The sequence below is a fragment of the Poseidonocella pacifica genome (assembly GCF_900111875.1).
In the GTDB taxonomy this organism is placed as follows: domain Bacteria; phylum Pseudomonadota; class Alphaproteobacteria; order Rhodobacterales; family Rhodobacteraceae; genus Poseidonocella; species Poseidonocella pacifica.
Genome location: NZ_FOJU01000002.1, coordinates 552,533 through 575,391, shown reverse-complemented (window position 1 = coordinate 575,391; position 22,859 = coordinate 552,533). Strand labels below are relative to the sequence as shown.

General features: G+C 61.9%; 21 protein-coding genes. 12 read left to right on the top strand and 9 right to left on the bottom strand.

Features of this window, described 5'->3' with window-relative positions; genetic code table 11:
* Nucleotides 1-135: 135 nt before the first annotated feature.
* Nucleotides 136-822 carry a response regulator transcription factor gene (locus BM234_RS07920; RefSeq protein WP_092062819.1) on the top strand — a complete coding sequence of 229 codons (687 nt, stop codon included), beginning with the start codon at nt 136-138 and terminating at the stop codon, nt 820-822.
* A gap of 138 nt (nt 823-960) precedes the next feature.
* Here BM234_RS07920 and BM234_RS07915 read toward each other — a convergent pair whose 3' ends face one another.
* Nucleotides 961-1,764, bottom strand: a complete 804-nt coding sequence (locus tag BM234_RS07915; RefSeq protein WP_092062817.1) for an undecaprenyl-diphosphate phosphatase — start codon at nt 1,762-1,764, stop codon at nt 961-963.
* A gap of 222 nt (nt 1,765-1,986) precedes the next feature.
* Between BM234_RS07915 and BM234_RS07910 the strand changes: the two genes are divergently transcribed.
* The 3 genes from BM234_RS07910 to gltB all read left to right on the top strand — a co-directional run bounded on the left by BM234_RS07910 (nt 1,987) and on the right by gltB (nt 8,597).
* The gene (locus BM234_RS07910; protein ID WP_092062815.1) at nt 1,987-3,420 is read left to right on the top strand and encodes an NAD(P)-dependent oxidoreductase; all 1,434 of its coding nucleotides are present in this window, start codon (nt 1,987-1,989) and stop codon (nt 3,418-3,420) included.
* Nucleotides 3,421-3,541: 121 nt separating this feature from the next.
* Entirely contained in the window at nt 3,542-3,979 is a 438-nt protein-coding gene (locus tag BM234_RS07905) for a GFA family protein (RefSeq protein ID WP_245752546.1), read from the top strand.
* A gap of 82 nt (nt 3,980-4,061) precedes the next feature.
* The gene (gltB, locus tag BM234_RS07900) at nt 4,062-8,597 is read left to right on the top strand and encodes a glutamate synthase large subunit (protein WP_092062813.1); all 4,536 of its coding nucleotides are present in this window, start codon (nt 4,062-4,064) and stop codon (nt 8,595-8,597) included.
* A 91-nt stretch (nt 8,598-8,688) separates the two neighbouring features.
* Here the strand turns inward: gltB and BM234_RS07895 are convergent, their stop codons facing one another.
* Nucleotides 8,689-9,351 (bottom strand): VPLPA-CTERM sorting domain-containing protein, encoded by a 663-nt coding sequence (locus tag BM234_RS07895; RefSeq protein ID WP_092062811.1) that lies wholly within the window; start codon nt 9,349-9,351, stop codon nt 8,689-8,691.
* A gap of 247 nt (nt 9,352-9,598) precedes the next feature.
* Here BM234_RS07895 and BM234_RS07890 point away from each other — a divergent pair, with 247 nt between their 5' ends.
* Nucleotides 9,599-10,507: a Hint domain-containing protein gene (locus BM234_RS07890; RefSeq protein WP_175501219.1), complete on the top strand. Its 909-nt coding sequence runs from the start codon at nt 9,599-9,601 to the stop codon at nt 10,505-10,507.
* 13 nt (nt 10,508-10,520) lie between these two features.
* Here BM234_RS07890 and BM234_RS07885 read toward each other — a convergent pair whose 3' ends face one another.
* Entirely contained in the window at nt 10,521-11,015 is a 495-nt protein-coding gene (locus tag BM234_RS07885) for a PAS domain-containing protein (protein ID WP_092062806.1), read from the bottom strand.
* Between the two features lie 203 nt (nt 11,016-11,218).
* Between BM234_RS07885 and mtgA the strand changes: the two genes are divergently transcribed.
* The 5 genes from mtgA (at nt 11,219) to msrA (ending at nt 14,746) form a co-directional block, all read left to right on the top strand.
* Nucleotides 11,219-11,887 (top strand): monofunctional biosynthetic peptidoglycan transglycosylase, encoded by a 669-nt coding sequence (mtgA, locus tag BM234_RS07880; RefSeq protein WP_245752545.1) that lies wholly within the window; start codon nt 11,219-11,221, stop codon nt 11,885-11,887.
* A gap of 61 nt (nt 11,888-11,948) precedes the next feature.
* Entirely contained in the window at nt 11,949-12,614 is a 666-nt protein-coding gene (fzlA, locus tag BM234_RS07875) for an FtsZ-binding protein FzlA (RefSeq protein WP_092062800.1), read from the top strand.
* Nucleotides 12,615-12,656: 42 nt separating this feature from the next.
* Nucleotides 12,657-13,685, top strand: coding sequence for a tRNA epoxyqueuosine(34) reductase QueG (gene queG / locus BM234_RS07870; protein ID WP_092062797.1), 1,029 nt, complete (start codon nt 12,657-12,659; stop codon nt 13,683-13,685).
* A gap of 105 nt (nt 13,686-13,790) precedes the next feature.
* Nucleotides 13,791-14,237, top strand: coding sequence for a peptide-methionine (R)-S-oxide reductase MsrB (gene msrB / locus BM234_RS07865; RefSeq protein ID WP_092062794.1), 447 nt, complete (start codon nt 13,791-13,793; stop codon nt 14,235-14,237).
* Complete coding sequence (msrA, locus tag BM234_RS07860; protein WP_092062791.1) at nt 14,237-14,746, top strand: peptide-methionine (S)-S-oxide reductase MsrA; 510 nt, start codon at nt 14,237-14,239, stop codon at nt 14,744-14,746. The genes msrB and msrA overlap by 1 nt, the downstream gene beginning before the upstream one ends.
* 57 nt (nt 14,747-14,803) lie before the next feature.
* Here msrA and BM234_RS07855 read toward each other — a convergent pair whose 3' ends face one another.
* The 5 genes from BM234_RS07855 to BM234_RS07835 all read right to left on the bottom strand — a co-directional run bounded on the left by BM234_RS07855 (nt 14,804) and on the right by BM234_RS07835 (nt 18,306).
* The gene (locus BM234_RS07855; protein ID WP_092062783.1) at nt 14,804-15,730 is read right to left on the bottom strand and encodes an electron transfer flavoprotein subunit alpha/FixB family protein; all 927 of its coding nucleotides are present in this window, start codon (nt 15,728-15,730) and stop codon (nt 14,804-14,806) included.
* Entirely contained in the window at nt 15,730-16,488 is a 759-nt protein-coding gene (locus tag BM234_RS07850) for an electron transfer flavoprotein subunit beta/FixA family protein (protein WP_092062780.1), read from the bottom strand. The genes BM234_RS07855 and BM234_RS07850 overlap by 1 nt, the downstream gene beginning before the upstream one ends.
* A gap of 148 nt (nt 16,489-16,636) precedes the next feature.
* Entirely contained in the window at nt 16,637-17,209 is a 573-nt protein-coding gene (locus BM234_RS07845) for a cob(I)yrinic acid a,c-diamide adenosyltransferase (protein WP_092062777.1), read from the bottom strand.
* Nucleotide 17,210: 1 nt separating this feature from the next.
* On the bottom strand, nt 17,211-17,414 hold the full coding sequence (locus BM234_RS07840; RefSeq protein WP_092062774.1) for a twin transmembrane helix small protein: 204 nt from the start codon (nt 17,412-17,414) through the stop codon (nt 17,211-17,213).
* 70 nt (nt 17,415-17,484) lie between these two features.
* Nucleotides 17,485-18,306, bottom strand: coding sequence for an SDR family NAD(P)-dependent oxidoreductase (locus tag BM234_RS07835; RefSeq protein WP_092063305.1), 822 nt, complete (start codon nt 18,304-18,306; stop codon nt 17,485-17,487).
* Between the two features lie 121 nt (nt 18,307-18,427).
* Here BM234_RS07835 and BM234_RS07830 point away from each other — a divergent pair, with 121 nt between their 5' ends.
* On the top strand, nt 18,428-20,773 hold the full coding sequence (locus BM234_RS07830) for a DNA topoisomerase IV subunit A (protein WP_092062771.1): 2,346 nt from the start codon (nt 18,428-18,430) through the stop codon (nt 20,771-20,773).
* A gap of 28 nt (nt 20,774-20,801) precedes the next feature.
* Here the strand turns inward: BM234_RS07830 and BM234_RS07825 are convergent, their stop codons facing one another.
* Nucleotides 20,802-22,160 (bottom strand): cytochrome P450, encoded by a 1,359-nt coding sequence (locus tag BM234_RS07825; protein WP_425439232.1) that lies wholly within the window; start codon nt 22,158-22,160, stop codon nt 20,802-20,804.
* Between the two features lie 100 nt (nt 22,161-22,260).
* Between BM234_RS07825 and BM234_RS07820 the strand changes: the two genes are divergently transcribed.
* The gene (locus tag BM234_RS07820; protein WP_092062768.1) at nt 22,261-22,809 is read left to right on the top strand and encodes a hypothetical protein; all 549 of its coding nucleotides are present in this window, start codon (nt 22,261-22,263) and stop codon (nt 22,807-22,809) included.
* The last annotated feature ends 50 nt before the right edge of the window (nt 22,810-22,859 follow it).

Sequence of the window (22,859 nt, the reverse complement as noted above, 5' to 3'; positions counted from 1 at the left end):
GTCTATCGCCACCTGCAGTAAATTGAAACATTTGCCGCCCTGTTCGCACGTCCACGTGAGGCAAACGCCACAAATCTTGTTCATCGGCCCATTGCGCATCACATCGCGTTGAACAGAGGAAAAGGATTACACGACATGGCACAGCTCAAACGCATTCTGCTCGTCGATGATGATGAAGACCTTCGTGAGGCGCTGAGCGAACAGCTTATCATGACCGAAGACTTCGACGTGTTCGAGGCGGCGAACGGTGCGGGCGCTCTGACCAAGGCCAAGGAAGAGATCTATGATCTTGTCATCCTTGACGTTGGCCTGCCCGATACCGATGGGCGGGAGCTTTGCCGCGTGATGCGCAAACAGGGGATCAAGGCACCGATCCTGATGCTCACCGGGCATGACAGCGATGCGGACACCATTCTTGGTCTGGATGCCGGTGCCAATGACTATGTGACCAAACCATTCAAGTTCCCCGTTCTTCTCGCCCGGATCCGCGCCCAACTGCGCCAGCACGAACAGAGCGAAGATGCCGTGTTCCAGCTTGGGCCGTATGCCTTCCGCCCCTCCATGAAGGTCCTGATTTCGGAGGACGACCGCAAGATCCGGCTGACCGAGAAAGAGACCAACATTCTCAAGTTTCTCTACCGGTCTCCCGATGGCGTGGTGGCGCGGGATGTGCTGCTGCACGAAGTCTGGGGATACAATGCCGGGGTTACCACTCATACGCTGGAAACCCACATTTATCGGCTGCGTCAGAAGATTGAGCCCGACCCTTCGAATGCACGGTTGCTGGTGACGGAAGCCGGCGGATATCGGCTGGTCGCCTAGAAGGTCATGTAAAACCCTTGTCCGCCGCGTTTTGCGATCCATATGTGAGAAAGCTAAGCGATTGGCGATCCCGTTGCAGGTCCGGTCTGATCTGCACCTCCCTGTTGGACTGGCCCGGGCTTCGGCTCGGGCCTTTTTTTATGTGTAGGCGTATAGCAGAAGCCCAACCCCGAGGATCACCCGATAGATCACGTAGGGGGTAAAGCTCACGCTGCGCAGCAAGCGCATCATAAGAGCAAGCGCGCCAAGCGCTGCGCCAAAGGCAAAGATCGCGGCGATCCCCGCATCCCGGACAATCGAGAGATCGGCCTGCTGAGCGACGTCGATCGAAAGCAGGGCACCGGAGGCGAGAATGGTCGGGATCGACATCAACATGGCAAGCCGCGCCGCATCGCTCCGCTCATAGCCGAGCAGTCGTGCGCCGGTGATGGTGATGCCGGAACGCGAGGTTCCGGGGATGAGGGCGATCGTCTGCCACAGGCCCATGATGACGGCATCCCGCAGGGTCCAGTCCTCGGCGGTGCGATCTTCAGGACCCCGTTGATCAGCCCAGAAGAGCAGCAGCCCGAAGATGAGGGTCGTCCATGCAATCACAGTCACCGAACGCAGCCCCGCGTCCAGCCCGGCAACCTTGATGGCGAGCCCAGCGAGGACCACCGGGATCGTCGCAATGACGAGGCCGAGCGCGAGGCGTGCCTCGGGGGTCCGTGCCCGTCCGGACAAAAGCGCAATGAAACCCCGCAGGGCGCGCCCGACATCCTGACGGAAAAAGAGCACCACCGCCCCCAAGGTTCCCAAGTGCACGGCAACATCCACAACCAGCCCCTGATCGGCCATTCCCGTGAGGGTCGGCAGTAGAATCAGGTGACCTGACGACGAAATTGGGAGAAACTCGGTCACGCCTTGGATGATTGCCACGAGGAGAAGGTGGAGAAGGGGCATGATGGCGTCCTGAATAGCGGTCTCGCATCCCTTATAGACAGGGGTGGAAAGGGGGGAAGAGAGAAGTTAGGTCCGCATCAATACCTAAAATCGCGAAAAAAATGACGGCGATGGACGCAAAGGCGAAAAAATCTATCAAATAGGTCAGCACTACTTACTTTTCTTTCGCGGGCAGGTCGGGTAGTGGAGCGGTGAGCCACCTAAATTCGGGAGTGGGAGCCAATGGCGAAGCAGCCAATGCTGAAATTCGTGAACTTGCCGCGGGACATGCCGAAGAAGCGGGATGCCAGTGTACGCAAGCAGGATTTCGATGAGATCTATGCAGAGTTCGCCGATGCCAAGGCCAAGGAGCAATCCTCTAGGTGCAGCCAATGCGGCGTGCCCTATTGCCAGACACATTGCCCCCTGCACAACAACATCCCCGACTGGCTGAAGCTGACTGCCGAGGGGCGGTTGGAAGAGGCGTATCTGGTCAGTCAGGCGACCAACACCTTCCCCGAGATCTGTGGCCGGATCTGTCCGCAGGATCGCCTCTGCGAAGGTAACTGCGTCATCGAGCAATCGGGCCACGGCACCGTGACGATCGGTTCGGTGGAGAAATACATCACCGACACCGCTTGGGAAAAGGGCTGGGTCAAGCCCGCCGCACCAAAGCAGGAGCGGGACCAATCCGTGGGGATCATCGGCGCTGGACCGGGCGGACTTGCGGCGGCGGATCGACTGCGCCGGGCTGGTGTACAGGTTACTGTCTATGACCGCTATGATCGCGCGGGCGGCCTTCTGACCTATGGGATTCCGGGCTTCAAGCTGGAAAAACACGTTGTAATGCGCCGTATCGAGCAACTCGAAGCAGGCGGTGTGGAGTTCGTGCTCAACTGCAACGTTGGCGAAGACCTGTCGTTCGACGCGATCCGCGGCAAGCATGATGCCGTTCTTATTGCCACGGGCGTTTACAAGTCGCGCGACCTTGGTGGTCCGGGCAGCGGGGCCGAGGGCATCGTGCGCGCGCTCGACTATCTCACGGCGTCCAACCGGGAGAGCTTTGGCGATGAGGTCGAGGAGCTGGAGAACGGCTCGCTCAGCGCCAAAGGCAAGCGCGTGGTGGTCATCGGTGGTGGTGACACGGCCATGGACTGTGTGCGCACGGCGATCCGGCAAGGTGCTGAGAGCGTCAAATGCCTCTATCGCCGGGACCGGGCCAACATGCCGGGATCGCAGCGAGAAGTGCAGAACGCCGAAGAAGAGGGCGTCGTGTTCGAATGGCTGACCGCGCCCAAGGGCTTTGTCGGGGAGCCGGTCGAGGGTGTTCTTGCGCAGCGTATGCGCCTCGGGGCACCCGATGCGACGGGTCGCCAAGCTCCTGAATTGATTGATGGATCAGATTATGTCGAACCTGCGGACCTTGTCATCAAGGCGCTGGGGTTCGAGCCGGAAGACCTGCCGAAACTCTGGGGCGTGGATGAGCTTGAAGTGACCCGCTGGGGCACGATCAAGGCGGAATTCACCAGCGGGCAAACCGCGCTCGAGGGGGTCTATGCGGTCGGCGATATCGTCCGTGGGGCAAGCCTCGTGGTTTGGGCGATCCGCGACGGTCGTGACACGGCGGATGCCATCCTGGGGTATCTCGACGGGGCGACGGCCATCGCCGCGGAATAGGCCCGCGGCGGCGTATGACATGTGTATGACAATCGTATGACACAGCGGCATACGATCGTGTGACGGGAGACGGGGCGTAGGTCACAAAGGCTGACCTGCCTTCCGGCAAGGGGGAGGCCCGATGGGCGCGACGACGGGCAGATGCATGTGCGGTGCGGTGCGCTTCACCGCAGGCCAGATCGGGGATTACGGCATCTGTCATTGCGATGCCTGTCGCCGCTGGACCGGCTCTGCGCTTCACGCGGTCACCGTGCCGGAGGCGGAGATGAGGATCGACGCGGGCGGCGACGCCATCGGAACGATCCGCTCCTCTGGCTGGGCCTCGCGCAGTTTTTGCACCCGCTGCGGCGCGCCACTTTGGTATCGTCTGGACCATGGGACGGACGGCGCGGGGGATTTTGAGGTGGCCATCGGCCTGCTGGAGCGGGTGGAGGTGCCACTGGAGCGGGAGATTTTCGTCGACCGCAAACCGGATTGCTACGAGATCGCGGGGGATCATCCGCGGCTCACCGAAGAAGAGACCTGGGCGCGTTTCGGCCCGAAATCTGCGGACGCCTGAGCGGCTGCAAGCACAGAAGGGGCCCGGTGGCCCGCAACAGAATTCACAGCCGTATCCCGGCGCTTTATGGAGGGATCACGCCATGACCAACTTTGATGCAGACTGGGCCGCCGCCGAAGAGGCAAAGCGCCAGTGGATGGCGGAGAACGCACTTTACAGCGAGGAGGAAGAGCATTCCTCCTGCGGTGTGGGCCTTGTCGTGTCGATCGACGGGCGGCCATCGCGCAAGGTCGTGCAGGCGGGGATCAGCGCGCTCAAGGCGATCTGGCACCGGGGCGCGGTCGATGCGGACGGGCTGACCGGCGACGGCGCGGGTATCCACATCCAGATCCCGGTCAACTTCTTCTATGATCAGATCACCCGCACGGGGCATGAGCCGCGCCGCGGGGAACTCATGGCCGTGGGGCAGGTCTTTTTGCCGCGCACGGATCATGGGGCACAGGAACGCTGCCGGACAATCGTGGAATCCGAAGTGCTGCGCATGGGGCACTATATCTATGGCTGGCGGCATGTACCGGTCGATATTGGCTGTCTTGGCGAAAAGGCCAATGCGACGCGCCCCGAGATCGAACAGATCCTCATCTCCAACGCCAAGGGCGTGGACGAAGAGACATTCGAGCGTGAACTGTACGTCATTCGTCGCCGTATCGAAAAGGCGGCGGGCGCGGCGGGGATCAACTCTCTTTATATCGCGTCGCTGTCATGCCGGTCGATCATCTATAAGGGGATGATGCTGGCCGAGCAGGTTTCGGTCTTTTATCCCGACCTGCAGGACGAGCGGTTCGAGAGCGCCTTTGCGCTTTATCACCAGCGCTATTCGACCAACACTTTCCCACAATGGTGGCTGGCGCAGCCGTTCCGCATGCTGGCCCATAATGGTGAGATCAACACGCTCAAGGGCAACACCAACTGGATGAAGAGCCACGAGATCCGCATGGCCTCCGGCGCGTTCGGGGACATGGCCGAGGATATCAAGCCGATCATCCCGCAAGGTTCGTCCGACAGTGCCGCGCTGGATGCCGTGTTCGAGGTCCTGGTCCGGGCCGGGCGCAACGCGCCGATGGCCAAGACGATGCTGGTGCCCGAAAGCTGGTCCAAGCAGCGGTTGGAATTGCCGCAGGCGTGGCGCGACATGTATTCCTACTGCAACTCGGTGATGGAGCCGTGGGACGGCCCCGCCGCGCTGGCCATGACGGACGGCCGCTGGGTCTGTGCGGGGCTCGACCGGAACGGGCTGCGCCCGATGCGGTATGTCGTGACGGGTGACAACCTGCTGATCGCCGGCTCCGAGGCGGGCATGGTCCCGATCGACGAAAGCACTGTGGTGGAGAAGGGCGCGCTCGGGCCGGGGCAGATCCTCGCCGTCGATATGGCCGAGGGCAAGCTCTATCACGACACGGAGATCAAGGACAAACTCTCCGCCGCGCAGCCGTTCGGCGAATGGGTTGGCAAGATCAACGAGTTGGATGACAGGCTCGGCACCGTGACCGAAGCGCCGATCTATTCCGGTGGCGAGTTGCGCAAGCGTCAGATCGCGGCGGGCTATTCGATGGAGGAGCTGGAGCAGATCCTCGCGCCCATGGCCGAGGACGGCAAGGAGGCACTGGCCTCCATGGGGGATGATACGCCCTCTGCGGTGCTGTCCAAGCTGTATCGCCCGCTGAGCCATTTCTTCCGGCAGAACTTCAGTCAGGTGACGAACCCGCCAATCGACTCCTTGCGCGAATATCGCGTGATGTCGCTCAAGACGCGGTTCGGCAACCTCAAGAACGTGCTCGATGAGAGCAGTGCGCAGACGGAGATCGTCGTGCTGGAAAGCCCGTTCGTGGGCAACGCGCAGTTCGCCGAGTTGGTCGCGAACTTCGACAGCGACGTGGTGGAGATCGACTGTACCTTTGCACCGGGCGTGGAAAACGCGCTGATGGAGGGGTTGGCGCGCATCCGCCACGAAGCCGAAGACGCCGTGCGCTCCGGCGCGGGCCACATCATCCTGACCGATGAGCATCAGGGCGAGACCAAGGTCGCGATGCCCATGATCCTCGCGACTTCGGCGGTGCATTCGCACCTGACCCGCAAGGGGCTGCGGACCTTTACATCGATCAACGTACGTTCCGCCGAATGCATCGATCCGCACTATTTCGCCGTGCTGATCGGGTCAGGCGCGACGGTCGTGAACCCCTATCTCGCCGAGGACAGCCTTGCCGACCGGATCAATCGCGGCCTGCTTGACCTTTCGCTGACCGAAGCCGTGCGGAAATACCGTGAGGCAATTGATCAGGGTCTGCTCAAGATCATGTCCAAGATGGGCATCTCGGTCATCTCGTCCTATCGCGGGGGGCTCAACTTCGAGGCCGTTGGCCTGTCGCGGGCCATGTGCGCGGAATATTTCCCCGGCATGCTCAGCCGTATTTCCGGCATCGGGGTGCACGGCATTCAGAAGAAGGTCGAGGACGTGCATCAGCTTGGCTGGCGCGGGGGGCAGGACGTGCTTCCCATCGGCGGCTTCTACAAGGCGCGCCGTTCGGGCGAGACCCACGCTTGGGGCGCGCAGTCCATGCACATGCTGCAGATGGCCTGTAACAAGGCCAGCTATGAAATGTGGAAGCAGTATTCCGCGCGGATGCAGGCGAACCCGCCGATCCACCTGCGCGACCTGCTGGACTTCAAGCCGATTGGCGCCCCGATTCCGATCGAAGAGGTGGAGAGCGTCACCGCGATCCGCAAGCGCTTCGTGACGCCGGGCATGTCGCTGGGCGCGCTCAGCCCAGAGGCGCACAAGACGCTCAACGTCGCGATGAACCGCATCGGCGCGCGCTCCGACAGCGGCGAGGGCGGCGAAGATCCGGCGCATTTCGTGCCAGAACCCAATGGCGACAACCCATCTGCCAAGATCAAGCAGGTGGCTTCCGGGCGCTTTGGCGTGACGGCGGAATACCTCAACCAGTGCGAGGAGCTGGAAATCAAGGTGGCCCAAGGGGCCAAGCCCGGTGAGGGCGGCCAGCTTCCGGGTATGAAGGTCACCGACCTGATCGCGCGGTTGCGGCACTCGACCAAGGGCGTGACGCTGATCTCTCCCCCGCCGCACCACGATATCTATTCCATCGAGGACCTTGCGCAGCTCATCTATGATCTCAAGCAGATCAACCCCGAGGTGAAGGTCTGTGTGAAACTGGTGGCGTCTTCTGGCGTCGGGACCATCGCGGCGGGTGTGGCCAAGGCCAAAGCCGACGTGATCCTCGTCTCGGGGCACAATGGCGGCACCGGGGCATCGCCCGCGACGTCGATCAAATACGCGGGCCTGCCGTGGGAGATGGGCCTTACCGAGGCGCATCAGGTTCTGGCGATGAACAACCTTCGCGGGCGCATCACGCTGCGGACGGATGGCGGGCTTCGGACCGGGCGCGACATCGTCATGGCGGCGATGATGGGGGCCGAGGAATACGGCATCGGTACCGCGGCGCTGATCGCGATGGGGTGCATCATGGTGCGCCAGTGCCAGTCCAACACATGCCCCGTCGGCGTCTGTACGCAAGATGAGGCGCTGCGCGGAAAGTTCACCGGCAACGCGGACAAGGTCGTGAACCTCATCACCTTCTATGCGCAGGAAGTGCGCGAAGTGCTGGCCTCCATCGGGGCGCGGTCGCTGCATGAAGTGATTGGGCGGGCCGACCTGCTCAGCCAGGTATCTCGCGGGGCGGCGCATCTGGACGATCTCGACCTCAATCCGCTGCTCATCACGGTCGATGGCGCCAAGGATATCGTCTACAATCGCGACAAGCCGCGCAATCCGGTGCTCGATACGCTGGATGCGGAAATCGTGCGCGATGCGGCGCGGTTCCTCAAGGACGGCGAGAAGATGCAGCTTTCCTATGCTGTGCAGAACACGCACCGCACGGTCGGGACGCGGACCTCGTCGCATATCGTGCGGCGCTTCGGGATGCGCAACTCTCTACAGCCCAACCACCTGACCGTGAAACTGACGGGCAGCGCGGGGCAAAGCCTTGGGGCCTTTGCAGCGCCGGGTCTCAAGCTGGAGGTTTCGGGCGACGCCAACGATTACGTGGGCAAGGGGCTTTCGGGCGGAACCATCGTGGTCCGTCCGCCAATGGCCTCGCCGCTGGTGGCTTCGGAGAACACGATTATCGGCAACACCGTGCTTTATGGCGCGACGGACGGTTATCTCTTTGCCGCCGGTCGCGCGGGCGAGCGGTTCGGGGTGCGGAACTCCGGCGCGAAGGTTGTGGTCGAGGGCTGCGGATCGAACGGTTGCGAATACATGACCGGTGGGGTTGCGGTGATTCTCGGGCAGATCGGCTCCAACTTCGGGGCGGGGATGACCGGCGGCATGGCCTATATCTATGATCCCGAAGGCCGTGCGGCGTCGCTGATGAACTCCGAGACGATTGTGACCTGTCCGGTGACCGTCGATCATTGGCGGACGCAACTCGAGGAATTGATCGAGCGGCACATCGAAGAAACCGGATCGCGCAAGGCGCAGGACATCTGGCAGCATTGGGACGAGGAATTGAACAACTTCGTTCAGGTCTGTCCGAAGGAAATGCTCAACAAGCTGTCCCACCCGATTGCCATTTCGGACGTTTCGATCCCGGCGGAGTGATTGCCCCGCCGGGCCCCGCCCTTGGGGAAAGACAACAAAAAACCCCGCGCCGGTCTCCCGGCGCGGGGTTTTTCAATTCTGCCTGGGTGTCTTACCGACGGCGGCGCGCGATGCCGAATGCGCCGAGGCCGGTCAACAACAGGGCCACACCGGCGGGAAGCGGAACTGGTGCGACATCGGTGACGGTGAAGCTGTCGAGGTCAAAGCCATCCGCAGAGCTGTTTCCGTCGATCCCGTATTCGTCATAGCTGGCGTCCATGAACCCGATCCAGCTGTATGTGCCGGAGAAGTTGATCGAGGACGAGGCCGCGACGCTTCCGCCCTTGCCGTTGTCGACCCGGCCAATGGACAGGTGGTTCTGCATGTTGGTGTAAAGCTCGTCGATCGAGGCGCCGACGAATACGTCCGCGGCTTCCCAGTGCTGCGACGGGTTGGTGACCTCAACAACGGTCATGGGGCCGGTGAACTGGGTCCCGAGTTCAAAAACGGCCGACCCGCCATAGAGGCTGCCCGTGGGGCTTAGCCCGAGCGAGAAGAAGGCACCATCGGCGGCCCCGACGTTGACTTTGGACACGTCGCGCCGATCTGCGGTGACCCCGCAGGAATAGGATCCGGTGAATCCGGCGTGCAGTGCGCTTGCGGGGGAGGTGGAATCACATTCCGCGCCCGCATTCACGATGGTTGCTGCTTGGGCGTTCGCCGCCATCAGGGCCAGTCCGGCCGTGGCAGTCGCGGCAAGTAGGAAGCTCTTCATTTTACGACCTTTACAAATTGATTTGATAAAAGGGGAATACGTGTTCAGAGGGTCTTTTCGCAACGGAATGCTGAACAATAGGTTAACGGAGGCAGGCCACGGGCCGACTCCTATCCTTTTGATTTCCTACCGGAATGGATTTCCTGAAAGTGACCCGGCGTCACGTTTCCCATGGCTTCGCGCTTGAGTTTGGCGCGGGGGCATTTGTCGACTATGATGGTCGGACCGTGCCGTTTGTGAGATGCCAATGCCCCAGTCTTTTACCGACCAGTTCATCCTAATTGATCCCTATTCGCCGCCGTCTACGGGCACAGTCCTGACGCCGATCAACCTGACGCTCACGGATGTGAACGACGATTCCGATATCGGCAGGCGCGATGGGGATACCATCGATGGCAGCCGGGTCACGCGGACCTTTGATGGCGATACGGTAACGCTGCGGATCGACGGTGTATCGCAGACGTTTTCGGGGGTCACCTTCTACCTGCAGGACGGGCGAAGGCTGTTCACCCCGACCGACAATTCCGTGCTCAGGGAGGGGACTTTTCAGAACTCCACCTGGGTCAGCCAGCAAAACGATATTGCGATTCCACGCTTCGGGCCGGCGTGCTTTGTGGCGGGGACATTGATCGATACCCCGGATGGCAGGGTTCTAGTTGAGGATTTGTGCGCCGGGGATGCGGTGACAACAGTAGACGGGACGGCGGAAACGCTGATCTGGGCCGGGGAAAGCGCCGTACCTGGGGTGCGGGCACTGGCCCCCGTGCGATTCGAAGCCGGGGCAATCGGCAACGAGAGGCCGCTGCTTGTCTCTCCGCAGCACCGGATGCTGGTCAAGGGCGCGCGTGCCGAGTTGCTCTTTGGTGAGCCGGAGGTTCTCGTGGCGGCGGTGCATCTGGTGAACGACAAGACGGTACGCCGGGTCGAGATGGATACCGTGCGCTATGTGCACCTGATGTGCGACGCGCCCGTGATCCTGTGTTCCGAAGGTACCCTGAGCGAGAGCTTCAATCCCGGTGCGGACTGGCTCGAAGGGGATGCGGCGCTGCGGGCGGAGCTTGAGATACTGTTCCCTGATCTGCCGCTTGGTGACGGGGCGCCGACGGCGCGCCCGGTGCCCCATCCACGTCAGGCAAGGGCCCTGTCGCGCCCCTGAGGGGTCTGGCCCCTCAGAGCGGGCGGGGCCTGTCCAGCGTCCGGCGGGTGACTGCCAGTATCTCGCAGACTTCCCCATGCTCGTTGGTGATGCCGGTAACCGTCACATCCCAAAATGCGGGTATGCCCCTTGCGGTGGGGCAGGGCGCGATGAAATTTGCGAGGCGGCCCATGCGCGCGATGCCGACTGCTCTCTTCACGGTTTCGCGCAGTTGATCGGGCCACAGATCCCACCAGAAGGTTCCGTAGAGCGCGCCGGAGGTGTCATCCTTCATTGCGCGGGCTGCGTTGGCGCTCATGTAGGCGAGGCGACCGTCCGGTTCGAGCAACTTGATGCAATCGCCGCTGCAATAGGTCATCGCGACGAGTTCCGGCGACAGATCAAGGCCCGCCGCAGCGATACGTGAGGGCGAATCCTCGCGGCGGAGTGGCTGAGGTCTTGCCGGGGACGTTTCCGGGGTGGCTGGCGGATGGGGGCTGTCTGCTGGCCGATCGAGTACTGAATACATTGTGGCGCCTTACTAACGGAAACTAGGTTAATCTTGGGGTAAGGAATCGCAATAAATCCCTAATGGTGCGCGCGGTATCCGGGTCTGGTGCTTGGAATGCCGGGCTTGCTGCGGCAGAAGGCCGGTGCAAAAGGAACAAGGTTGCGACAGTGGCAGGCAAGGCACGCGGGAAGGCGAAGGCGAAAACGAAAGAGAAGCCCAGAGTGGGGTTTCGGCGATGGGCATTGCGTGCGGTGCTCGTGCTGAGCGCTCTGCTGGTCATGGCGATTCTCGGCTATCGGTTCATCAATCCGCCCACGACCCCCTATATGATGCGCGAATCGCGGCGGCTCGACGGGGTGGCGCAAGAGTGGGTCCCCATGGAGAGGATCGCGCCGGTCATGGCGCGGGCGGCGGTGGCAGCAGAAGACGCGAATTTCTGCCGACACTGGGGCTTTGACATGGCGGCGATCCGGGGGGTCATCGCGCGGGGCGAAGTGCGGGGCGCAAGCACCATCAGCCAGCAGGTCGTGAAGAACGTCTATCTCTGGCAGGGGCGAAGTTGGCCGCGCAAAGCGCTTGAGGCGATCCTGACTCCGGCGGTGGAGATCGCATGGCCGAAGCAGCGAATTCTTGAGGTCTACCTCAATGTTGCGGAGTTTGGCGAAGGGGTTTTCGGGGTCGAGGCCGCGGCGCAGCGCAGCTTTGGCATCTCCGCGGAGCAGCTTTCGTCCAGTCAGGCGGCACGCTTGGCAGCGGTATTGCCCGATCCCAAGCGGCGCGATGCGGGGCGACCTTCCGATTTCGTCACGCTCCGCGCCCGAAGCATTGCCGACGGTGCGGCGACGATCCGACGCGATGGGCGTGCCGCCTGTTTCGGCGCGGACGGTTGAATCGCCCCGATCCCTGCGGCATTGAGAGAGTGTTCTACCCAGCCAATCCGGGACCCCCATCATGAACAGACTGTTTCACGTACCCCTGTCCCCCTTCTGCCGTAAGGTTCGGCTCGTTCTGGCGGAAAAGCGGATCGAGGTGGAGCTTGTGGAGGAGCGCTATTGGGAGCGCGACCCTGAGTTCCTGCGCCGCAATCCCGCGGGCAAGGTCCCTGTGCTCAAGCTTGGGGGGCGGATGATGGCAGAAAGCCTGCCGATCTGCGAATATCTTGAAGAGACCGTGCCGGAGCCGCCATTGCTCCCCGAAGATCCCGATGGGCGCTATGAAGTGCGGCGTCTGGTCGGGTGGTTCGACGATGTGTTTCACCACGAGGTGACGGCGAAGTTGTTGTACGAGCGGGTCAACAAGAAGGTCATGAAAAAAGGCTTTCCGGATTCGGGCAACGTCAAGGCCGGGGCCAAGGCGGTGAAGTATCACCTTGATTACATGGCATGGTTGCTTGATCGGCGGCGCTGGCTTGCGGGGGATGTGATGACCTTGGCGGATTTCACCGCGGCGGCGCATCTGTCCTGTCTGGATTACATCTCTGACGTGGATTGGAACCGGAGCGAAACCGTTCGCGACTGGTATGCCAAGATCAAGTCCCGCCCCGCCTTCCGAAGCATTCTGGCCGATCAGGTGCCAGGGTTTCCGCCGCCAGCGCATTATGCTGATCTGGATTTCTGAACCGGGCCACATGCTCGCAGGCCCAAGGGGCCGGGACGCTGCATGGATGAGCTGAAGGCGCGCCTGACCCAAGCCGCAGAGGACATGGGGTTTGACCTCTGCCGGATCTGCCGCCCCGATGCGGTGCCGCAGGTGCCAGACCGCCTTGCCGAGTTTCTGGACGCGGGCCGCCATGGGCAAATGTCATGGCTGGGCGAGCGGGCGCATTGGCGCGGCGCGCCAAACGTTCTCTGGCCGGAGGCCCGTTCAGTGATCATGCTCGGGGAGAGTTATACGCCTGCGCATGATCCGCTGGATATCCTCGCAGAGCCGGAGAAGGCCGCGATTTCCGTCTATGCACAGAACCGCGATTATCATGACGTGGTGAAAAAGCGCCTGAAGCGGCTGGCGAGATGGCTGATCGCGGATGCGGGTGGGGAGGTGAAGGTCTTTGTCGATACCGCGCCCGTTCCCGAGAAACCCTTGGGGGAGGCCGCAGGACTGGGTTGGCAGGGCAAGCATACCAATCTCGTGTCGCGGGACATGGGAAGCTGGTTCTTCATCGGGTCGGTTTTCACCACGCTCGACCTTGCGCCGGACGCGGCGGAGGTGGATCACTGCGGATCTTGCCGCCGGTGCCTTGATGTTTGCCCGACGGATGCATTCCCCGCGCCTTACAAGCTCGACGCGCGGCGGTGCATTTCCTACCTGACGATCGAGCACAAGGGCCCCGTGCCCCATGACTTGCGGGAGAGGATGGGCAATCGCATCTATGGCTGCGACGACTGTCTGGCGGTTTGCCCTTGGAACAAGTTCGCGCAAGAGGCCCGCGAGGCCAAGTACCATGCGCGGCAGGAATTGGTTTCGCCGGATCTCTCGGAATTGGCTGGGCTGGATGATGCGGGGTTCCGTGCTCTCTTTTCCGGCTCACCCATCAAGCGGATCGGGCGGGATCGCTTTGTACGAAACGTTCTCTATGCCATCGGAAATTCGGGGCGTCCCGCGCTTGGTCCGGTAGCTGCGACGCTCTGCTCTGATCCCGATGAGACCGTGGCGGAGGCCGCGCGCTGGGCCGTTGAGCGATTGCGATAGCTCCGCCGTGCGGGAATTTCGCCGCTCGCTGACGCCAAGTTGAGCGGGGAGCGGTTTTCATTTCACCTTTGCCGCCCCATCTATGGGGAAAGCAAAGGAGGTCCCATGGCGGATTACTTCAAGAACCCCGAGGCCATCGCCGCGCTCGACGAGGAACAGTACTGGGTCACTCAAGAGAGCGGGACGGAGCGCGCGGGAACCGGTCGGTATCTCAAGAACAAAGAGCCGGGCATCTATGTCGACATCGTCAGCGGTGAGCCCCTGTTCGCCAGCAGTGACAAGTACGAAAGCGGCTGCGGGTGGCCGAGTTTCACCAAACCGATCGCGCCGGCCCATGTCACCGAACTTGCCGACAAGAGCCACGGCATGGTGCGCACCGAGGTGCGTTCCGCGCATGGCGACAGCCATCTGGGCCACGTTTTTCCGGACGGACCGCAGGATCGTGGCGGGCTGCGTTACTGCATCAATTCGGCCTCTTTGCGCTTCATCCACAAGGATGACATGCAGGCCGAAGGGTATGGCGATTATTTGGATCAGGTGGAGGACGTATGATGGCTGAGGAACGCGCTGTTCTGGCTGGGGGATGTTTCTGGGGGATGCAGGATCTCATCCGCAAGATGGAGGGTGTTCTGCGGACGCGGGTCGGCTATTCCGGCGGCGACGTCCCGAACGCGACCTATCGGGATCACGGCACCCACGCCGAGGCGATCGAAATCACCTTCGACCCAGAGCGGATTTCCTACCGCAAGATACTGGAGTTCTTCTTTCAGATCCACGACCCGACCACCAAGGACCGTCAGGGAAACGACCTCGGCATGTCGTATCGCTCCGCCATCTTTTACGAGAACGAGGAGCAGAAGGCAGTTGCCCTTGATACGATTGCGGATGTGGATGCGAGCGGGCTATGGCCCGGAAAGGTCGTGACGGAGGTCGAACCTGTGGGCGATTTCTGGGAGGCTGAGCCGGAGCATCAGGATTACCTGCTGCGCAATCCTGGCGGCTATACGTGCCACTTTGCGCGTCCGGGCTGGATCCTGCCCCGGCGCGACGCGGCGGAGTAGACAGAAAAAGCCGCCCCCGGCGAGGAGGGCGGCTTTTGCAGGTCTGGTGATCCGAGGTCAGAGTTTCTCGGTCAGTTCCGGAATCGCTTCGAAGAGATCCGCGACGAGGCCATAGTCGGCCACCTGAAAGATCGGGGCTTCTTCATCCTTGTTGATGGCGACGATGACCTTGCTGTCCTTCATGCCAGCCAGGTGCTGGATCGCGCCGGAGATACCAACGGCGATATAGAGGTCGGGGGCCACGACCTTGCCAGTCTGACCCACCTGCCAATCGTTCGGAGCATAGCCTGAGTCGACAGCGGCGCGGGAGGCGCCAACAGCGGCCCCGAGCTTGTCGGCCAGTTTCTCGATGATGGCGAAGCTCTCTTCCGATCCCATGCCGCGCCCGCCGGAGACGACGATCCCCGCGGAGGTCAACTCCGGGCGTTCGCTTTCTGCAACAGTGTCCTCGATCCATTCCGACAACCCCGAAGTTGCCGCCGTATCGACCGCCTCGACCGAGGCGCTGCCACCCGCATCCGCCGCGTCGAAAGTAGAGGTCCGGACCGTCAGCACCTTGGTGGCATCGCGGGATTTCACGGTCTGGACCGCGTTTCCGGCATAGATCGGACGCTCGAACGTATCGGCATCGATGACCTTGATCACCTCGGAGATGATCATAACGTCGAGAAGCGCGGCGACCCGCGGCATGACGTTCTTGCCATCTGTCGTCGCAGCGGCCGCGATATGGCTATAGTCGCCCGCCAGAGACACGATAAGATCGGCAACCGGCTCCGCGAGCGCATGGGAGAATCCATCGTCCCCCGCAAGCAGAACTTTCGCGACGCCCTGAAGGGTCGCCGCTTCGTTGGCTGCGGCTTCACCGCCCTGTCCCGCGACGAGCACGTGCACATCGCCCAGTGCGGCAAGTGCGTTCACCGTCTTGGACACGGCATCGGTTGCTAGTTGGCCATTGGCCACATCGGCCAGAAGTAGAACTGCCATCAGAGTGCCCCCGCTTCTTTGAGTTTCCCGATCAGCTCGTCAACAGAGCCCACCATGATCCCCGCAGCGCGCTCCGCCGGTTCGGTCGTGGAGACGACTTCGAGCCGCGGCGCGACGTCCACGCCATAATCGGCGGGTGTCTTTTCCTCGAGCGGCTTTTTCTTCGCCTTCATGATGTTGGGAAGTGACGCGTAGCGCGGTTCATTCAGGCGCAGATCGACGCTGACAATGGCCGGAAGCTTTGCCTTGATCGTCTGGAGGCCGCCATCAACCTCACGGGTCACCACGGCGTTTCCATCTTCGATCCGCACTTCGGAGGCGAAGGTGGCCTGGCTCCAGCCCAGCAGCGCCGAAAGCATCTGCCCGGTGGCGTTCATGTCGTTGTCGATGGCCTGCTTGCCGCACAGGACGAGCTCTGGCTGCTCTTCGTCGATCACCGCCTTGAGAAGCTTGGCGACGGCGAGCGGCTCGATGTCCTGATGCACATCCTCGGTGGCGACAATGAGGATCGCCCGGTCAGCGCCCATCGCCAGCGCGGTCCGCAGCGTTTCCTGCGACTGCTTCACACCGATGGAGACGGCGACGATTTCGGTGGCCGCGCCCTTTTCCCTGAGCCGGATGGCCTCCTCGACGGCGATTTCGTCGAACGGATTCATCGACATCTTCACATTCGCCAGATCGACCCCGCTCCCGTCCGCCTTGACGCGAACCTTCACGTTGTAGTCGATCACGCGTTTGACAGGCACAAGAACCTTCATCGGCAGTCATCTCCCTCAATTGCGGCGGCCCCGGCGGGCCCTCCATCACACGTCCATGTTGATAACGGAGGGGGCCGGGGGGAAACAGGGGAAAATAGGCTCCGAAAGGGCTGGCGACGTGAGGTTTCCGGCGAAGGCGATCAAAACTTCAGCGGTTGGCGCCGGGCACCCAGAGTACGTCATCCTTGCCGCCGTTGTTGGCGCTGCGGGCCGCGACGAAAAACCAATCGCTCAGACGGTTGAGGTAGGTGATGACCACCGGGTTCACCGGCTCGCTTTCGCTCAGTTCCGTTACATTCCGCTCGGCGCGGCGGGCAACGGTGCGGCAGACATGCAAATGGGCCGCGAGTTTCGTCCCACCGGGAAGGATGAAACTGCGCAGTGGTTCCAGCGCTTTGTTCATCAGGTCAATCTCTGCCTCAAGTCGGTCGACCTGCGATTGTACCACGCGCAGCGGGGGGTACTCTGCCTCGGCATCCTTCTCCATGCCCGGACGGCAAAGATCAGCCCCCAGATCGAAGAGGTCGTTCTGAATGCGCGACAGGGCGAGGTCCGTCTCATCCTCGGAGGCAAGCCGGGCAATACCCACGAAGGAATTGAGCTCATCCGTGGTGCCATACGCCGCAACCCGCGCGGAATGCTTCGCCACGCGTGCGCCATCGCCAAGGGCGGTATCCCCTCGGTCGCCGGTTCGCGTGTAGATCTTGTTGAGTACGACCATTTCAGCCTCCCGAGCGCATGTAGAGAAACAGCAGGATGAGCAGCACGGCAACGAATTGGGCCGCGATGCGCCACTGCATGAACTTGTTGGACCGCTTGGCGGCGTCTTCGGTGCCCTTGCCGAAATTCATGATCCCCAACCCGAGGATCACGACCACGCCAAGCATCACGGCGGCAAGCAGAAGGAAAAGGGGGTCACTGGTCATCTGTCGGCTTCCTTGCGGTGTGGATCGCAGATGTAGCGGAGCGCGGGCGAAAAGCGAACGGGTAAAACCGTCACGCCCTGTCCAGCACCCGGTCGAGCAGGCGGGTCGGCAGGAGACGCCGGAAGATCGCTACAACGGTGGTCGGTGTAGTGACGCGGTAGCGCGGTTTGGGGCGGCGCGCTTCCAGCGCGCGGATCACGGCGGTTGTCACGGCAGATGTAGGCCAGCTTGGGCCGGAGGAGCCGCGGTAAAGCTGGTTGAGCAGCGAGTCGCGATATTGCCCGGCGCGGGCGGAGGATTCCCAATCGATCCAGCGTTCAAACTGCTTGATGGCATTGTCGCGAAACGGGGTCTCAATCGGACCCGGTTCGATCAATACGACATCGATCCCGGTGTCTTTCATCTCCATGCGGAGCACGTCGCTCATCCCTTCGAGCGCGAACTTGGTTGCCACATAGGCCCCACGCCATTTCGCCCCGGCAAGACCAAGCACCGAGGAGCATTGCAGGATGCGCCCGTGACCCTGTGATCGCATGACGGGAATGACGCGGCGGGTCAGGTCATGCCAGCCGATGAGGTTGGCCTCGAAAATCCTGCGCAACGCGTCGGACGGAACATCTTCCATAGGACCTGGGATTGCATAGGCCCCATTGTTGAAAAGCGCATCAAGAGGGCCGCCCGTGACGCGAAGAACCTCCGCCAGTCCCGTTTCGATGCTCTCAGGGTCTTCGTAATCGATTCTCGGGCTGTGGAATCCTTCGGCCCGTAGCCGGATACAGTCATCTTCGGCGCGGCAGGACGCGAATACTTGCCAACCCCGGTCACGCAAGGTGCGGGCCGAATCCAGCCCGATCCCGGAGGAACAGCCCGTGATGAGGATACTCTTGGTCACTTCGCGCGCGCCTTCTGTCATGTGCTGCTGATGCAGGGCAACGGGCCAGAGTGCAAGCCCGCAGCCTCCGGTTGCAACGTCATCGCTGGACGAGGGCGAACGCGCACAGTATCAGGCCCTCATGAGCGACGACATCCGCGATCCTGACGCCCCCGAAGCCACCCCTCCGATAGCAGAGCCTTTGCGGCGCGCGATCGGGGACCGTTACCTGACCTATGCGCTCAGTACGATCATGAATCGGGCGCTGCCGGATGCGCGCGACGGTCTCAAGCCCGTGCACCGGCGTATCCTCTACGCGATGCGCGAGCTGAAACTTGCTTCCAACGGCGGTTTCCGCAAATCGGCCAAGATCAGCGGCGATGTGATGGGGAACTATCACCCGCATGGCGATGCTGCGATTTATGACGCGATGGCGCGCCTTGCGCAGGATTTCAACGTCCGCTACCCGCTTGTCGACGGGCAGGGGAACTTCGGCAATATCGACGGCGATAACCCGGCTGCCTCGCGATATACCGAGGCGCGGATGACGGCCGTCGCCGAAGCGCTGCTCGAGGGGTTGAATGAAAACGCCGTCGATTTCCGGGACAACTACGACGGCACGCTGACCGAGCCGATTGTTCTGCCTGCGACGTTCCCCAACCTTCTGGCCAACGGCTCTTCCGGGATTGCCGTGGGGATGGCGACGAACATTCCGCCGCATAACATTGCCGAGCTTTGCGACGCGTGTCTGCATCTCATCAAGTCGCCGGATGCGCGTGACGAAACGCTCCTGAATTTCGTTCCCGGGCCTGACTTTCCCACGGGCGGTATCATCGTTGAGCCGCGGGAAAACATCATCAAGGCCTATGCGACGGGCCGAGGGTCGTTCCGGCTGCGCAGCAAGTGGGAGGTTGAAGATCTGGGCCGGGGCACATGGCAGGTCATCGTAACCGAGATCCCCTATCAGGTTCAGAAATCCAAGCTTATCGAAAAGCTGGCCGAGGTGATTCAGACCAAGAAGGTCCCGCTTCTGGCCGATGTGCGGGATGAGAGCGCCGACGACATCCGTGTCGTGCTGGAGCCGCGTTCCAAGAACGTTGATCCCGACATGCTGATGGGAATGCTCTTTCGCAACACCGAGCTTGAAGTGCGCTTCTCGCTCAACATGAACGTGCTGATCGACGGGGTGACGCCGAAGGTCTGTTCGATGAAGGAGGTTCTGCGCGCCTTCCTCGACTTCCGCCGCGAAGTGCTCATCCGCCGAAGCCAGCACCGGATGGAGAAGATCGACCACCGGCTTGAGGTGCTCGAAGGGTTTATTATCGCCTTCCTCAATCTCGACCGGGTCATCGACATCATCCGCTATGACGATGAGCCGAAGGCCGCGCTCATGCGCGAGGACTGGGGCCGTGATTTTGTTCGGGCCACTTCGGAGAAGGATTACGTCTCTCCCGCCGCTGGCCCGGCCGAGGGGCTGTCCGATGTGCAGGCCGAGGCAATCCTCAACATGCGGCTTCGCAGTTTGCGCCGTCTCGAAGAGATGGAGCTTGTGCGGGAACGGGATGCTCTGATGGAGGAGCGCGCGGGGCTCGAAGATCTTCTGGCCGGCGAAGATCTGCAATGGCGTGCGATCTCCGAACAGCTTCGCGAGGTGAAGAAAAAGTTCGGCAAGGACTACGAAGGCGGGGCGCGCCGCACACAGTTCTCCGAAGCCACCGAAATCGAGGATGTGCCGCTGGAGGCGATGATCGAGCGGGAGCCGATCACCGTCGTCTGTTCGCAGATGGGTTGGATCCGCGCGATGACCGGGCATATCGATCTGGGCCGTGAGTTGAAGTTCAAGGATGGCGACGGGCCGCGTTTTCTATTCCATGCCGAGACGACGGACCGTTTGCTGGTCTTCGCCTCAAATGGCCGGTTCTACACCGTTTCTGCCGCGAATCTGCCCGGAGGGCGCGGAACGGGGGAGCCTTTGCGCCTGATGGTGGATCTGCCCAACGAGGCGGAAATCATCGACATCATGATCTATCGTCCCGGCGGGCGGCTGATCGTGGCCACGACCGGCGGCAACGGTTTCATCGTCCCCGAGGACGATGTCGTCGCCCAGAAGCGCGCGGGCAAACAGGTGCTGAATGTCGGAGCCGATGACCGGGCCGCGCTGGTCCGGCGGGTCGAAGGCGATCACGTGGCGGTGGTGTCCCAGAACGGCAAGTTCCTCGTGTTCGACCGTGAGGAACTTCCCGAGATGGGCCGCGGCAAGGGCGTGCGTATTCAGAAATACAATATGGCCCGAGGGCGTCAGGGTTCGCTCGAACTGGATGGCGGGCTGTCCGACCTCGTGACGTTCAAATGGGAAGAGGGATTGCGCTGGGAAATGGGTGGCGGAAAAATCCGTCATGAGCCCGACCTGTCCGAATGGAAAGGCAAGCGCGGCGGTATCGGGAAACGCCCGCCGCACGGATTTCCCAAATCTCTGAGGTTCAGCTGATCTTGATGAAACGCGGCGACCTGCCGGCTTAACCGGCAAGGTCCTCGGCCATGAGCCACACTCCGCCTTCGGGGCGCAGGGTCAGGATCATCACCGGCTCCGGCTCACGGCCCGCGACGGGGGTGAACCGAAACCGGGCAAGCAGTGTCGCCAGAATGATAACTGCTTCTTGAAGCGCAAAGCTCGCCCCGATGCAGATGCGCGGGCCATCACCGAAGGGCAGATAAGCGTAGCGGTCGGCTTTGTCGGGATGCGTGAAACGTTCGGGGCGAAACGCGTCGGGATCTTCCCAAAGAAGTTTGTGACGATGCAGCGCATAAATCGGTAGGATCACGGTATCGCCGGGGCGTATTTCCCGCCCGCAAAGCTCATCCGGGGCCTGTGCCGTCCGAGAAACCATTGCCGCAGGGGGATAGAGCCGCAGGGCCTCATCAAGGATTGCGCGGACAAGCGGCAATTTGTCGACATCTTCTCCCGTGGCGGGGCGGTCACCGAGAACGGCCCTCGCTTCGTCCCGCGCGCGGTCTTGGATGCCTTGATCAAACGCGCAAAGATAGAGCGCCCAAGACAGTGACAGCGCGGTGGTTTCATGCCCCGCGACGATGAAAGTCAGCAGATTGTCACGCAATTCCGCGGTGGACATGTGGCGTTTGGTTTCCGGGTCCTCGCCGCTGAGCAGAAGGTCGAGCAGGTCGGGAATACCTTCCGTGCCTGCCTGTCTGCGTCGATCTATTGCTTCATCCGCAACCCGTTTCATATCGCGAAGGCCAGAGCCGGACATGAGGCGGCCCGGCCGGGGCAGCCAGTCCGGAAGGCCAAGAATGTCGAACAGCGATATCTTTCCAGCGTCGGAGATATAGGCATCTATCGCGCGATGCACGCCGTCGCGATCAAAACCATCACCCCCCGAGAACGTGACATCCGAGATGATGTCGAAGGTGGCGGTCACCATCTCATCAAAGAGGTTGATGGCACGGGGGCCGGCCGAGGCGATGCGATCCGCGGAGCGGGAGGCGGCGGCGGTCATGATGGGCGCAAGGTTGCGCACGTTACGGAAGGAAAACACTGGCGCGCTTGCCCGCCGCTGCCAGCGCCATTCCGCACCCTCTGCGATAAAGAGCGACTCTCCAATGGCAGGCTTGAGCAGGTTCTTGGTGACCAGAGATTTGGGGTAATCGTTCAGGTGGTCTTTCAGGATATGCCGGATCGCGCCGGGATCCATCACCATGTGCCAACGCTTGCCGGTACGGCCAGAGACCATCGGCTGCCGCGTGGCAAGTTCGGGAATGATGGACAGCAGATTGCGCCGTGAGGCCTGTAACGAGGCCCAGACACCCATCGGCTTTGTCACCAGCGGGACGCGAACGGGCAGTGGTGGGGCTGGCATGTCCATAGGTTTCATATAGGCGAGGCGCGGAGGAGGACAAAGCCCCTCCTTTGCAAGTCTGGGCCCTTGCGATAGAGAGGCCCGCGATGAGGGAGAGACTATGACGCGCATATTTATCATTCTTGCGGCGGTTCTGGGCCTTGCGGCCTGTGCGGCCAACGATCTTGACAAGCCGCCGGTGCCACTGGGCGATTTCGCGCTTGGCTACAACGTCGTTGTCGCACCCAATCCGGTCAAGGGCCCCGCATCCCGTGAGGCTTCGCCCGACGTGTTGGCCGCTGCGGTCAAGAGCGCGGTAGACGCGCGGTTCGGCCGATACGAAGGGGACCGGCTCTATCATCTCGGGATCAGCGTCGACGGCTATGTCTTGGCGCATCCCGGCATTCCCATCGTCTTCACCCCCAAATCGGTTCTGATCGTGAAAGTCACGGTTTGGGATGATGCGCGGCAAGTGAAGCTCAACGATGAGCCGCATCAGATCACCGTCACGGAGCCCATCTCTCCACGGACGATCGTCGGGTCGGGCAATACCCAGAAGGCGGATGCGCAACTGGCAAACCTCGCCGCGTCGGCTGCCAAACAGATCGAACGCTGGCTCGTCTCTCAGAATGCCGAAGCCGGATGGTTCGTCCCCGACGAAGCAGGTTGATCCCCTTCGGATCAAACCGTGCTTGATTTTCCGTTTCCGAGCCAATAAGT

What these genes read in the sequence shown, in the direction of transcription:
- BM234_RS07840 (WP_092062774.1), bottom strand. Translation starts at nt 17,414, where the DNA reads ATGACCAGTGACCCCCTTTTCCTTCTGCTTGCCGCCGTGATGCTTGGC.
- BM234_RS07855 (WP_092062783.1), bottom strand. Translation starts at nt 15,730, where the DNA reads ATGGCAGTTCTACTTCTGGCCGATGTGGCCAATGGCCAACTAGCAACC.
- gltB (WP_092062813.1), top strand. Translation starts at nt 4,062, where the DNA reads ATGACCAACTTTGATGCAGACTGGGCCGCCGCCGAAGAGGCAAAGCGC.
- msrA (WP_092062791.1), top strand. Translation starts at nt 14,237, where the DNA reads ATGGCTGAGGAACGCGCTGTTCTGGCTGGGGGATGTTTCTGGGGGATG.
- BM234_RS07915 (WP_092062817.1), bottom strand. Translation starts at nt 1,764, where the DNA reads ATGCCCCTTCTCCACCTTCTCCTCGTGGCAATCATCCAAGGCGTGACC.
- BM234_RS07825 (WP_425439232.1), bottom strand. Translation starts at nt 22,160, where the DNA reads ATGCCAGCCCCACCACTGCCCGTTCGCGTCCCGCTGGTGACAAAGCCG.
- queG (WP_092062797.1), top strand. Translation starts at nt 12,657, where the DNA reads ATGGATGAGCTGAAGGCGCGCCTGACCCAAGCCGCAGAGGACATGGGG.
- BM234_RS07850 (WP_092062780.1), bottom strand. Translation starts at nt 16,488, where the DNA reads ATGAAGGTTCTTGTGCCTGTCAAACGCGTGATCGACTACAACGTGAAG.
- fzlA (WP_092062800.1), top strand. Translation starts at nt 11,949, where the DNA reads ATGAACAGACTGTTTCACGTACCCCTGTCCCCCTTCTGCCGTAAGGTT.
- BM234_RS07895 (WP_092062811.1), bottom strand. Translation starts at nt 9,351, where the DNA reads ATGAAGAGCTTCCTACTTGCCGCGACTGCCACGGCCGGACTGGCCCTG.
- msrB (WP_092062794.1), top strand. Translation starts at nt 13,791, where the DNA reads ATGGCGGATTACTTCAAGAACCCCGAGGCCATCGCCGCGCTCGACGAG.
- BM234_RS07920 (WP_092062819.1), top strand. Translation starts at nt 136, where the DNA reads ATGGCACAGCTCAAACGCATTCTGCTCGTCGATGATGATGAAGACCTT.
- BM234_RS07885 (WP_092062806.1), bottom strand. Translation starts at nt 11,015, where the DNA reads ATGTATTCAGTACTCGATCGGCCAGCAGACAGCCCCCATCCGCCAGCC.
- BM234_RS07890 (WP_175501219.1), top strand. Translation starts at nt 9,599, where the DNA reads ATGCCCCAGTCTTTTACCGACCAGTTCATCCTAATTGATCCCTATTCG.
- BM234_RS07845 (WP_092062777.1), bottom strand. Translation starts at nt 17,209, where the DNA reads ATGGTCGTACTCAACAAGATCTACACGCGAACCGGCGACCGAGGGGAT.
- BM234_RS07820 (WP_092062768.1), top strand. Translation starts at nt 22,261, where the DNA reads ATGACGCGCATATTTATCATTCTTGCGGCGGTTCTGGGCCTTGCGGCC.
- BM234_RS07910 (WP_092062815.1), top strand. Translation starts at nt 1,987, where the DNA reads ATGGCGAAGCAGCCAATGCTGAAATTCGTGAACTTGCCGCGGGACATG.
- BM234_RS07830 (WP_092062771.1), top strand. Translation starts at nt 18,428, where the DNA reads ATGAGCGACGACATCCGCGATCCTGACGCCCCCGAAGCCACCCCTCCG.
- BM234_RS07905 (WP_245752546.1), top strand. Translation starts at nt 3,542, where the DNA reads ATGGGCGCGACGACGGGCAGATGCATGTGCGGTGCGGTGCGCTTCACC.